This is a genomic window from Massilia eburnea, from assembly GCF_009720745.1.
In the GTDB taxonomy this organism is placed as follows: Bacteria; Pseudomonadota; Gammaproteobacteria; order Burkholderiales; family Burkholderiaceae_D; genus Rugamonas; species Rugamonas eburnea.
Genome location: NZ_WNKX01000003.1, coordinates 135418 through 147318 on the forward strand (window position 1 = coordinate 135418; position 11901 = coordinate 147318).

Genomic DNA, 11901 nt, shown 5'->3' on the forward strand with positions numbered 1-11901 from the left:
CCCGCCTCGCTCCCGCCGCATTCCTCCGGATTGCGGCGGGAGTTTTTTTTACGGCCTGCCCATCACGATACCGCGGCCTGCGGTGCTCATATACACCACCCCGAAGGTATTCATGTCGCCAACCAGGAACCGGCCATTGCCAACCCCGCCGTACTGGTGGCCATTGTCGTTGATACGCGTCCAGTTCGCGCCCGCATCGGTGGAACGGAACAGGCCGCGCACGCCGCCCACCGTGCCCCAGATGAAGACCGTCGGATAATTGGATCCGCTGGCAGCCTTGCCAAAGCCGACCGCAGCGCAGTAGCTGACGTTGGCCAGGTTGCTGAACTGCCAGCCCGAGCTGGTGGTACGCGCCAGGCCGCCGGCGTACAGCGGCACCCAGATATCGCCTTCGCGCCCAGGCGCCGCACGGATCACATCCGAGCCCCACGTCGCCAGCGTATTGAACTTCCAGAACGAGGCGCCGGCGTCGGTGCTGATCATGAAGCTGCCGTCGGACGGGCTGTACACATAGAATTTGCTGGCGTTGGCCGGATCGGCCACAGGACGCGCATTGTTCACGCCCAGCCCGCCCACGGCCGACCAGCTTGCGCCCATATTCGTCGAGCGATAGGTGGTGGTGGAATTCTCCGGACTATGCAGCAGCGCAGCGCCGCTTGCCGACAAGGCCACCTGGCCCTTGCTGCCGTTCATCCCTACCTGATTCCAGTTCACGCCGCCATTCGCCGAGGTGTACATATTGGCGCCGACCCGCACCGCCATGCTGGTGTTGGCATCGGCCACCGCCAGGCCGGTGGTAGTGCCCATGCGCGGGTCGTACATCGGATTGGTATAGGTGAAGGGGTTGTAATGCAGCAGGCCGTCGACGTCGCCCAGCGCCGAGAGCAGCGGGCCGCCGGGAATGCTGACTGCATTCAATGGCACCGTCTCCTCCAGCCCCTTGGTGTTGAAGGTCCAGGTGGTCGGCACGGCGTCGATATCGCTGGTCTTGAAAATGCCGTTGCCCGAGGTAACCCAGACCGTCTTGGTATTGAATGGGTCGAACGCCACCGTACCGGCCCAGTGGATCGAGCCGTTGCCGATCCAGCTGATGCCACCGTCATTGCGGGCGAAGCCGCGCGCGATCACATCCGTCCAGCTGGCGCCGCCATTGCTCGTGATGTAGATGCGGTCGCCCCAGGTTCCACCTTGCGCGGCATACTGATTGGTCGTCGATGCCACCATGCGCTGGGAATTGTTAGGGTCGACGCTGATGCCGCTGAATGCACGCGTCACGCCGGCCGGGGTGATATTGGTCCAGGCCCCGCTTGCGATGGTGTATTTCCAGACCTGGCCGCTGTCCATCGGCTCGCTTCCCGACTGGTTGCCGTGAGGACCGGCGCCGTTGCCGTAGGTGACAATCAGGTTGCCTGCGCCGTCAAACGCGGCGCGCTGCGGCATCAGGCCCGAAGGCGCGCCCGACACGGCGGAAAACGATGCGCCTGCATTGTCGCTGCGGTAGAAGTTCGCGCCCACCGAGCCATAGCGCGACACGCCGACGAACAAGCGCTGCGCCACGCCGCCCGACACGCTGGACGGATCGGCCATCACCACGCTGATGCCGTTATCGTTCGGCGTGGTCGTCACGTTCAGCGAACTCACTTGCGACCAGGTCGAGCCGGAATTGGTGCTCTTGAACAGGCCATTCCAGCGCGTGCCCACGTACAGGACGTTGCTGGAACCGGGATCGACCACCAGGCGTTCGCCATTCTGCCGGCCCATGCCATTGCCATGGGCCTTGAACTGGCCGCTCACGTCGATAGTGGTGAACGTCGCCCCGTAGTCGGTGGAGCGCAGGATGGCGCTCTTGCCGCCGTTGAAGTAGCTGATGCCGACCAGCATATAGATATTGCGCGCGCTTTTCGGGTCGATGGCGAGCGATTCGACGCCAAGATAGCCGGTCTGGTCGTCCGCCACCCAATCCAGCAGCGAGACCCAGCGGCCGTTGGCGTTATCCCAGCGGAAAGCGCCGCCCACGTCGGTGCGCGCGTACACAACGCCCGCTTCCGTCTTGCTTGGTATGACCGCCGAGACGAAGCCGCCGCCGCCGATGGCGACGGTGTCCCAGCTGTAGGCGGCGGCCGGCTGCTGCGCCGCCAATAACACCGCCCCGCAAGCCGCAGCCTGGACTGCCGCGCTCCGGAGCACTGATGTGATCCACTTCATTTGATATGTCTCCCGTTGAAATAGATTGCATGTGGAATCAGGAAAAGCCCGAAGCCAGGCAGGCCGCAGGCCGGTATTCCCGTGCGCCTGATCAGGCGCCAGGAACGCTTAAAACATATAGGAAAGCGATGTGCCGCACGCCAGGCCAGGCGCGCTTTGAGTTAAATCATTGCTGCGGTTGGCCGATTTCGTAATGCGCCGGTTCGCGGGTTTGGGCTGCCTGCAACAACGTGCTGCGGGCGGAGCCCAGGTGGACACGCATCCCCTCCATGGCTGCCGCCGTGTCGCGGCGCGCCAGGGCGTGCAGGATAGCGAGATGCTCGTGTACGGCGTGCTCGTTGCGCACCCTTTCCGTGCCTTTATCCCACTGGTAGTGGTAGTGGAATACCAGCGAGACGATATCGTAAAAGCCCTGGGCAAAACGATTATCCAGGCAGCCGATCAGGAAAGTATGGAAGTCGCGGTCCAGTGCCGGAAAGTCCTGGTGCCTGGCCGGCATGACGGCGCCGAGCTGCTCGTGCCTTGCAATCAACTGGTCAAGCGCTGCGTAAGCCGGATCGTCTGCCGCCAGCGCCGCAAATCGTTCTATGGCGGCCAGCTCGAACATCTGGCGCACTTCGGCCACTTCCATGGCAAAGGCACGGTCGAAAGCGCACAGGCGCCAGCCGCCCTGTGGCCTCTTGCGAATCAGGCCATAGCGGGAAAATCCGATCAGGAACTCGCGCACGCTGATCGTGCTGACGCCGGCCGCACGCGCCAGATGGGCCTCTGAAAATTCCGTTCCCGGCGGCCAGTCGCCCTGATAGATCAATTCCATGAGCACCTGCCGCACCCGCTCGGTACCGCTCTGCAAATCGGCGACATCGAAATAGTCGGCCTGCCTGGGCTTGCGCAGCAGGCGGCGTTCCTTCATGCCGCTGATCAGCCCGCGCTCGAAAAAATGGGCGATGGCGCTGCGAACCGCGCTGCGGCTCCCTTCCCCGAGGGCAGCCAGCCGGTGCTCGGTCGGCAGCGCTTCGCCAACCGCCACGCTGTCCATGATGTGGTCCAGCAGCAGGTTGACGCTGCGCCTGGAGACGGTCGGGGCACGGGCCATGGCTCGGTTTAGCCTCCTGCAAGTGTACGGTGCACGCGCGCCAGGTGGCCGCGCATGGCCTGCCGGGCGCCGGCTTCATCGTGGGCGGCGACGGCGCTGAAAATGGCCCGGTGGTCGGCCAGCGTCGCTTCCCCCAATTCTTCGGTACGGTAATGCTGTTTGAGCCGGTGGGCCATGGCGCCGCGCTGGCTCCACAGGTATTCGACCACCGCCACCAGGGCTGAATTGCCCGCCGCATGGGCCAGGGCCAGGTGAAAGCTGCGGTCCGCCGCCTCATGGCTGGCCGGATTGTCGTAAGTGCGCTCCATCTCGATCATCGCGGCCAGGATCGCATCCAGGTCCGCATCGCTGGCATTGCGCGCCGCCTTCGCCGCAACCTCCGCTTCGATCATGCGCCGTGCGGCCAGGACCTCGAACGGACCGGGGCCTGTTTCCGGATCAGCCGGCGCCACCGCCCGGCGCCCGGTGATATATACGCCGGATCCGCCGCGCACCTCGATCACGCCGCCGATCTCCAATGCGACAAGGGCTTCCCGCAGCGAAGCGCGGCTGACCCCAATCCTGGCGGCAAGTTCACGTTCAGCCGGCAGGCGCGCTCCTGTGCCGAGGCCCTGCTCCCGGATCAGGTGCAGGATGCGTTCTGCCACCACGCGGTACATGCGCGCCTCTGGCTTGGCAGTGTCGTTCGGCTCCATGTAATTCCTTTCAGTCCATGCGATAGAAGCGCTGCGCGTTCAGGCCCAGCACGGCCTGCCGCTGCGTTTCGTCCAGGTGCGCCAACAACTCGCCGGTGGCGTCGAACCAGGCGCCGTAGTCCGCCGCCAGGTTGAGCACCGGCCAGTCGCTGCCCCACAGCACGCGTTGCGGACCGAACAAGTCCAGGATATGGCGGGCAAAGGGACGCAACTGTTCCACTGTCCACCCTGGCCCAGCCTCGGTGACCATGCCCGATAATTTGCAGTACACCTGCGGCTGGTCAGCCAGGCGCGCCATGTCCTCCAGCCAGGCCATATCGGGGCCACGCTGCATGGCCGGTTTTGCCAGGTGATCGATCACGATGGGAAGCCGCGGATGGCTGCGCGCAAATTCCAGCAGTGCCGGCAAATGGCGCGGCAACACCAGGGCATCGAAGCAAAGGCCGTGGCGCTGCATGGCTGCGGCCGCAGGCGCCAGCGCCGGGTCGGCGATCCATTGATCGTCGTCCAGGTCCTGCAGCATGGGCCGCAGGCCGCGCAGCCTGGAGTGCGCAGCCAGCGCGGCTATCCGCTGAGGTGCATCGGCCGCTTTCAGGTCGGTCCAGCCCACCACCGCGCCGATAAAACTGTAGCGCTCGGACAGGTCCAGCATGAAGTGGGTGTCGGCTTCATTGGGCATCGATTGCACCAGGACAGTGGCGGCCACGCCGTGCCGGTGCAGCAGTGCTCCCAGGTCCTCGGGATAGAAGTCGCGGTAGATGGGCGCGAGTTGCGGCGGCGGCCAGGCGCCGGCGCGGTCGGCCAGGCGCCAGAAATGCTGGTGGGCGTCAATGCGCTTCACGCCGCCACCTCGCGCCCGAAGGCCGCGCGCAGCCGCGTTTGCGGCAGGCGCAGCCCCAGCTCGGCCGCCAGCTCCAGTGCCGGCTGCAGGCGGCGGCGCTTCTTTTCCTCGTGGTTCTGCGCGATATCGGCCAGCCGGTGCTCGAGGAAAGGATTGCAGAAGCGGTCGCGGACTTGCGCCACGTATGCGCAGCTTTCCACCTCCTCGCCCAGGGCTGCGAACAGCGGCAGGACTTCTTCTGCCCATACCGCTTCCAGCTCCGCGCGCAGTGCAGGGTCGGCCATGGCTTCGCGCACCGTTTCGCCGGCCGGGCGCGCATCGCGCAGCCATCGTTCGGCCAGGAAGGTGTGCCCCAGGTTCAACATCAGCAGTTTGCGCCGCTCAAATGGCGCCAGGCGATCGGTCACCACGATGTGGGGATGCGTGCACGGCAATACCATGCCCGGCTGTGCCTCGATCGCCCACAATGCATACGGTTCGGCCACTGCGCCGGCCGGCTCGATCGCCTGCGACACGATGCGGTCCACCAGGGAGTTCACCCAGACGCAGGAACCCTCCAGCCATGCCAGGAAGGCGGCGTCCATCTTCCAGCTGCGCGCCAGTCCGCCCACCACTTCACGCAGGGCATCGCCGTTGTTGGCAAGCAGTTCGCACGGCATCAGCGTGATGCGCGCCGCTCCGCGCAGGAAACGCGCATGCAGCAATACCAGCAGCTTGGCGGGGAAGCTCTGCGGCGCCAGCCCGCTTTCCAGCATGTGCGCCCCGTCGGCGGAATCCAGTTCGTAGCCCCGGTCGCCCGTGTTGGAAACGATCACCTGCGCCGCGACCGCAGCTTCGACCACTGCGGGCCATTCCTGGCTGGCCTGCAAGGCATTGGCCACTGAAGCGACCTGCAGCTCGCGCTGGATCATCGCGCCGTCCTGCCAGCCGCGGATCACGACGGGATAGGCGCCGCCTTGCCTAAAGGCTGCCACCCGGCGCGCGCTTGCGGCGCTGCCGGTCGTCTGCACCACCGTGACCCGCCCCAGCGCCTGGCCCTCTTCCAGCGCTTCGCTGATGAACAGGTCGACGTGCGCCTGCAGGAAGCGGCTGGTGCCGAATTGAAGGATGGGATGCATTTACACCTCGACGATGGCCTTGATCACGCCGCTGGCCGGATCCATCCATTGCGGCAGCACGTCGATAAAGCCCTCCAGCGTGGTACGGTGCGTATTCATCAACCCGGTCGGCACCTGTCCCGCCTTCATTGCCGCCAGCACGGTGCGGAAATCGTCGGCGGTGGCATTACGGCTGCCCAGCAAAGTGGTTTCGCGCTTGTGGAATTCCGGATCGGCAAAGGAGATGCGGTCCAGCACAATCGAAACCAGCACGTAGCTGCCGCCGTGCGCAACGAACTCCAGCCCGCGCTCCATGGCTTTGACGTTGCCGGTGGCGTCGAATACAACGTCGTAAAACTCGCCGTCGGTCAGCGCCACCATCACTTGCTTGTCGCCCTCGCCTGCCAGCACGGTGTATGGCGCTTTGAGCACGTCGCGGCTGAACGCCAGCCGGTCCTCGCGGGTATCGAGCACCGTGACCTGTGCGCCGTTCAGGCGCGCGAACAGGGTGACCGCCAGACCGATCGGGCCAGCGCCCACAACCAGAATGCGCTGGCCTTCCTTCACCGCACCGCGGCGCACGGCGTGCGCGCCGATCGCCAGGAATTCCAGCATTGCCGCCTCGTCGAGCGAAATGCCGTCGGTCTTGAACACGAATTGCGCAGGGAGCGCCAGGTATTCGGCCATGCCGCCGTCGCGGTGCACGCCCAGCACCTGGATATTGGTGCAGCAGTTGGTCTTGCCCTGGCGGCAGGCCACGCATTTGCCGCAGGACAGGTAAGGCATCACATAGACCTGGTCGCCGGGCGCCAGGCCGGAGCCCTCCGGCGCGCTCACGATCTCGCCTGACAGCTCGTGCCCCATCACGCGCGGATACTGAAGGAAAGGCTGGGTGCCGCGGAAAATGTGCATATCGGTGCCGCACAGGCCGATGCGGCGCACCCGCACCAAGGCTTCGTTCGCAGCGGGCTGCGGTGCCGGGATATCGCTCATGCGCAATTCGCCCGGCGCTTGGCATACTACTGTTTTCATATTACTTTTCCTCTGAAATCGGTTCCAGGATCACGGCCGCGCCGCCCGCCGGCGCCAGGCGCAGCGACAGCATGTCGCCCGCCCGTACCACGCGCTGCGCACGCCGCAGTTCGTTCGGCGTGGCGCCGTCTTCCCACACGGTGGCACGGAAGCGCCCCGCAGGCAGGAAGCGCAGCGATACCTTTTCGGCCCTCTTCGCTTCGCCGGCCGTCATCGCGCCGAGATACCAGGTGCGGCCCTGGCGCCGTGCCAGCACAATGTCGCGTCCCGGCGTGCCGGAAATGAAACGGGTCTCATCCCATGCCGTCGGCACGCGCTGGATAAAGTCGAATCCGGCAGCATCGCGGTAAGACTCCGGCGCGCCGGACACCATCTGCAGCGGGCTGTCGTACACCACGTACATCGCCAGCGCCTGCCCGCGCGTGGTCTGCGTCTCCGGATTCACTTCGCGTACCTTGAAGGATGCAGGCGTGCCGTTGTCAAAGCCCCCCGGCGTGTAGTCCAGCGGTCCGGCCAGCATGCGCGTGTAAGGCAGCATCAGGTTGTGCTGCGGCGTGATCTTGCTGCCCATCTTGTTCCATTCGGCCCCCATCACGCCTTCCTGGGTGATGAAGTTCGGATAGGTACGCTGCAATCCGGCGGGAACGTATGCGCCGTGCAGGTCCAGCAACAGGTGTCGCTTGGCCGTGGCCCGCGCAATCTGGTGGTAGAAGGCGACGACGTCCTGGTCGTCGCGATTCATGAAATCGACCTTGATGCCTTTGATGCCCCAGCGCGCATAGGTATCGAGAACCTCGTCCATGCGCGGCGCAACATGCTCCCAGTGCGCCCACAGCAGCAGGCCGACGCCCTTTGCAGCGGCATAGCGCACCAGCTCGGGCATGTCGATGCCGTCCGCGGGACGCGTGATGTCGGTGGCGGGATTGGCATCGCAGCAGCCGGCAGGCCCTGATGCCCAGCCCGCATCGATCAGGTAGTACGGCAAGCCGGCGCCTGCCGCGAAATCGATGAAGCGCTTGTAGCTGGCCATTTCCGGCTTCATGCCCACCAGGGGACCCGACCACCAGTCCCATGCCGCCTTGCCTGGCCGCACCCAGCTGAAATCGCCCGCCGGCGGCGGATTCAGGTTGCCGACCAGGTTCGAGCCTATCAGGTCGCCAGCGCGGTCGCCGATCATGACCGCGCGCCAGGCCGTGGTCAAGCCGCCCTCGGAAACGAAAGCGGGCGCCGGGCGCTTCGGCGGCGCAGACAGGCGCACATGCAGCGCACCGCCTTCCGCCACCAGCGCCGCACCGGTGTAGCCGGACAGGTCGGCCTGCGTGATCGCATAGGCGGCATGGGCCGATGGCACGCTGCACACCACCGGCACGTCGTAGGCCTGGCCAGCTCGCAGCTGCGATGTCCTGACCTTGTCGAAAGGGACTTCGTGCGCCCCGTCAGCGACCGACACCAGGCATTCAGGGTCGCCTGCGGGAACGAAGGCCGTACGCTCGCCGCGCAGGCGCACGGGGTCTTGGTCCTCGATGCGGTAGCGGAATGCCGCTCCATCGTCGTACGCCCGCACGTCGATCAGCAGGCGCCGGCCGGCGCCGGAGCGCTCCTTGAACAAAAGGGTGGCGCCGCGGTAATGGTCGCGTGCCGTGGCGGCCTTGCTCGCCACCAGGGGAATGGTGCGGTCGACATCGGCATCTTCGCGCGACTCCAGCGCCAAAGCGCCAAAGTCCGCCGCACCATCGAGTTGCAGTCCCAGGGGGGACGGCGCGATCAGGACCTTGCCGCCGCGCGAAATGGAGAAGTGACCGGCATCGTCGTCGATGCGGATGGCAATGCGGCCGTCCGGCGAAGTCACCGTGGCCGGCCCCGCCGTGGCGCAGGCGGCAGGCAGCGCGACGGCGGCAAGCGCCGCCGCAAGGCAAGTCAGGATTGGTTTCATGAGTTCAATGTGATAAAGCCGCCATCGATCGGGTAATCGCTGCCGGTAATGAATGCAGCAGCATCGCTGCACAGGTAGAGCGCCAGCGCCGCCACTTCTTCCGGCTGGGCCATGCGGCCAATAGGCTGGGTCTTTGAGAGGCGCTCGAACATCTCAGCTTCCCTGCCTGGATATTGGCGTGCCAGGAAGCCATCGACGAACGGCGTGTGCACGCGGCCGGGTGAAATCGAATTGCAGCGGATCTTGTCCTGCAGGTAGTCCTTCGCCACGGACAGGGTCATCGCCATGACCGCCCCTTTGGCGGCCGAATAGGCAAAGCGTTCCGCCACCGCGACCCACGCCGCCACCGACGCCATGTTGACGATGGCGCCGCCGCCGCGCTCCCGCAGGCGCGGGATGGCCGCATGCAGGCAGTTGTAGACGCCTTTGACATTGACGTTCATCACGCGGTCGAAATCGGCCTCGCTGGTGTTGTCCGCCTTGCCGATATGCGCAACGCCGGCATTATTGACCAGGATATCCAGCGGGCCGATGGCGGCAAACACTTCCTCCACCGCTGCCTGCTGCGTCACGTCGCAAGGGTGCCCCTGCGCCTCGCCGCCGGCCGCGTGGATCTCGGCGGCGACCATGGTGCAGGCCTCGTCGCTGACGTCGACGATGTGGACCAGCGCGCCCTGGCGTGCGAACAGGATGGCGATTGCGCGGCCGATACCGCTGCCGCCGCCGGTGATGACAGCCTTCTTCTGCTTCAGTTCAAACATGCTGCAATACTCCGTCATTGGCAACAGCGGCCTGCGCGCCCTGCTCCCGCGCCGCCGCCCGGGCGAACCAGGCGATCACAAGGAAGCACAGCAAGGGAGCAGCAAAGCCATACTGGAGATTATGGGTGGCATCGCTGATATAACCGAACACCAGCGGCAGCACTGCGCCGCCCACAATGCTCATGATAATCAGGCTGCTGCCCATTTCCGTATCGGCTCCCGCGCCATGGATGCCCAGCGCAAAAATGGTTGGGAACATGATCGACATGAAGAAGGCGATGCCGATCACCGCCGCCACGCCAGCCATGCCGCCCGCGAACATGGCCACGGCCGACAGCCCGGCGCAGGCCAGCGCATAGGAAAACAGCAGGCGCGCCGAGGCGAAATACTTCATCAGCCAAGTGCCGGCAAAACGCCCGCAGACGAAAGCCAGGCCGCAGCCCCACCCCAGGTAATCGGCCGCTGCCACCTGCGCGAGTCCGGCCGCCTGCGACGCATAGAGGATGAAGAAGCTGAAGACGCAGACCTGCGCGCCGACATAGAAGAACTGGGCGATGGCGGCGCGGCGGATGGAAGCCTTGCGCATGGCGCGCAGCAAGGCGCTCCCGGCCGCCGCAGGCGCTGCCTGGCCTGCCGCGCCGCCCCCTGCCGCGCCGACCGCCGGCATCTTGAGGAAATAGAAGATCACGGCGATGAGCATGATGACCAGAGCGATGGCCAGGTACGGGCCTTTCACGCTGGCCGCTTCCGCCGCCAGGGTTGCCTGGCGCAGGCTCTCCGGCATGGCCTGCAATTGAGCATCCGGAACGCCGTCCACCAGGATCAGGCGGGCGCCGACAATCGGCGCCAGCGTTGCCGCCAAGCCGTTGAATGACTGCGCCAGGTTCAGGCGCTGGACCGCCCGCTCCGGCCGCCCCAGCATCGAAATATACGGATTGGCCGCCGTTTCAAGCACCGCCAGCCCGCAAGCGATGATGAACAGCGCTGCCAGGAAGACGGCATAGCGGTGCGTATCGGCAGCCGGCAGGAACAACAATGCGCCGGCGGCAAACAGCGACAGGCCGAAAATCATCGCCCACTTGTAGCCGACGCGGCGGATCAGCATCCCCGCCGGCAGCGCCATCACAAAGTAGGCAACAAACACCGCCGAATCCACCAGCGCCGACTGCAGGACAGTCAGGTTGAAAGCGCGGCGCAGGTGCGGAATCAGGATCGGATCGAGATTATGGACGAAACCCCACATGAAAAACAGCGAGGTGGTCATCACAAAGGCAAAGGCATAGCTCTGCCGGCTGCTTGCTTCGGTCATGGCGGATGTCTCCGGAGAGTAGAGGGAGCGGCGGGTCAGCCGTCGATCAGCGCGGCGTCCCAGGCATGAACGGTCTGGTTTTGCTGGCCGAGGCCCTGGATGCCGAGCGAAATGCGGTCTCCCGGGCGCAGGTAGACCGGCTCGGGTTTCTGGCCCAGGCCCACGCCGGGCGGCGTCCCGGTGCTGATCACGTCACCGGGGTTGAGGGTCATGAAGCGGCTGATATAACTCACAAGCTGCGCTACCGTGAACACCATGGTGCGGGTATTGCCGCTCTGGTAGCGCTTGCCGTTCACCTCCAGCCACATGTCGAGGTTTTGCGGATCGGGCACTTCGTCGGCGGTCACCAGCCATGGGCCGACCGGGCCAAAGGTATCGCAGCCTTTGCCCTTGTCCCACTGGCCGCCGCGTTCCAGCTGGTACTCGCGCTCGGACAGGTCATTGACGACGCAATATCCTGCCACGTGCTCCAGCGCCTGTTCGGCCTCCACATAGCGGGCGCGCTTACCGATCACCACGCCCAGTTCGACTTCCCAGTCGCTCTTGACCGAATCGCGCGGCAGCACAACCGGATCGTTGCAGCCGATGATGGCGCTGGTGGCCTTGGTGAAGAGCACCGGTTCCGACGGCACGTCCATGCCCGATTCCGCTGCGTGGTCCGAATAATTCAAGCCGACGCAAATCAGCTTGCCGATATCGGCCACGATCGGCGCCATGCGCACCGGTCCTTCAACGGCCGGCAGGCGTGCCGGATCGACGGAAGCCAGTCTGTCCAGCGTTGCACGGCCCAGGCAAGCGGAGGTCAGGTCGGGCAGCATCTCGGACAGGTCGCGCACGACGCCGTTCGCATCGAGCAAGCCAGGTTTTTCTTGGCCCTTGGGCCCAAAGCGCAGCAATTTCATAAAATTCCTTGTACGTCGAAACGAAAAGAG

The 11901-nt window shown here is 65.3% G+C and carries 10 protein-coding genes; all 10 read right to left on the reverse strand.

Annotated features, from left to right (window positions below; all coding sequences use genetic code 11):
- Window positions 1-48: 48 nt before the first annotated feature.
- Window positions 49-2205: a beta propeller repeat protein gene (locus tag GM658_RS05055; protein WP_155452915.1), complete on the reverse strand. Its 2157-nt coding sequence runs from the start codon at window positions 2203-2205 to the stop codon at window positions 49-51.
- Between the two features lie 166 nt (window positions 2206-2371).
- A complete protein-coding gene (locus GM658_RS05060; RefSeq protein ID WP_155452916.1) occupies window positions 2372-3301 on the reverse strand; it encodes a GntR family transcriptional regulator in 930 nt (309 codons plus the stop codon).
- Window positions 3302-3309: 8 nt separating this feature from the next.
- Window positions 3310-3996 carry a FadR/GntR family transcriptional regulator gene (locus GM658_RS05065; protein ID WP_155452917.1) on the reverse strand — a complete coding sequence of 229 codons (687 nt, stop codon included), beginning with the start codon at window positions 3994-3996 and terminating at the stop codon, window positions 3310-3312.
- A 10-nt stretch (window positions 3997-4006) separates the two neighbouring features.
- Window positions 4007-4837, reverse strand: a complete 831-nt coding sequence (locus GM658_RS05070) for an amidohydrolase family protein (protein WP_170298672.1) — start codon at window positions 4835-4837, stop codon at window positions 4007-4009.
- Complete coding sequence (locus tag GM658_RS05075) at window positions 4834-5955, reverse strand: mannitol dehydrogenase family protein (RefSeq protein WP_155452918.1); 1122 nt, start codon at window positions 5953-5955, stop codon at window positions 4834-4836. Before GM658_RS05075 ends, GM658_RS05070 begins: the two co-directional genes overlap by 4 nt.
- Entirely contained in the window at window positions 5956-6966 is a 1011-nt protein-coding gene (locus GM658_RS05080) for a zinc-binding alcohol dehydrogenase family protein (protein WP_155452919.1), read from the reverse strand.
- 1 nt (window position 6967) lies between these two features.
- Window positions 6968-8899: a glycoside hydrolase family 97 protein gene (locus tag GM658_RS05085; protein ID WP_155452920.1), complete on the reverse strand. Its 1932-nt coding sequence runs from the start codon at window positions 8897-8899 to the stop codon at window positions 6968-6970.
- The gene (locus tag GM658_RS05090; protein WP_155452921.1) at window positions 8896-9660 is read right to left on the reverse strand and encodes an SDR family NAD(P)-dependent oxidoreductase; all 765 of its coding nucleotides are present in this window, start codon (window positions 9658-9660) and stop codon (window positions 8896-8898) included. The genes GM658_RS05085 and GM658_RS05090 overlap by 4 nt, the downstream gene beginning before the upstream one ends.
- Window positions 9653-10969: an L-fucose:H+ symporter permease gene (gene fucP / locus GM658_RS05095; protein WP_155452922.1), complete on the reverse strand. Its 1317-nt coding sequence runs from the start codon at window positions 10967-10969 to the stop codon at window positions 9653-9655. The genes GM658_RS05090 and fucP overlap by 8 nt, the downstream gene beginning before the upstream one ends.
- A gap of 35 nt (window positions 10970-11004) precedes the next feature.
- On the reverse strand, window positions 11005-11871 hold the full coding sequence (locus GM658_RS05100) for a fumarylacetoacetate hydrolase family protein (protein WP_155452923.1): 867 nt from the start codon (window positions 11869-11871) through the stop codon (window positions 11005-11007).
- Between the last annotated feature and the right edge of the window lie 30 nt (window positions 11872-11901).

Bases quoted from the DNA above. Each gene is read 5' to 3' on its own strand.
- fucP (WP_155452922.1), bottom strand. From the start codon at position 10,969: ATGACCGAAGCAAGCAGCCGGCAGAGCTATGCCTTTGCCTTTGTGATG.
- GM658_RS05080 (WP_155452919.1), bottom strand. From the start codon at position 6,966: ATGAAAACAGTAGTATGCCAAGCGCCGGGCGAATTGCGCATGAGCGAT.
- GM658_RS05085 (WP_155452920.1), bottom strand. From the start codon at position 8,899: ATGAAACCAATCCTGACTTGCCTTGCGGCGGCGCTTGCCGCCGTCGCG.
- GM658_RS05060 (WP_155452916.1), bottom strand. From the start codon at position 3,301: ATGGCCCGTGCCCCGACCGTCTCCAGGCGCAGCGTCAACCTGCTGCTG.
- GM658_RS05065 (WP_155452917.1), bottom strand. From the start codon at position 3,996: ATGGAGCCGAACGACACTGCCAAGCCAGAGGCGCGCATGTACCGCGTG.
- GM658_RS05075 (WP_155452918.1), bottom strand. From the start codon at position 5,955: ATGCATCCCATCCTTCAATTCGGCACCAGCCGCTTCCTGCAGGCGCAC.
- GM658_RS05090 (WP_155452921.1), bottom strand. From the start codon at position 9,660: ATGTTTGAACTGAAGCAGAAGAAGGCTGTCATCACCGGCGGCGGCAGC.
- GM658_RS05100 (WP_155452923.1), bottom strand. From the start codon at position 11,871: ATGAAATTGCTGCGCTTTGGGCCCAAGGGCCAAGAAAAACCTGGCTTG.
- GM658_RS05055 (WP_155452915.1), bottom strand. From the start codon at position 2,205: ATGAAGTGGATCACATCAGTGCTCCGGAGCGCGGCAGTCCAGGCTGCG.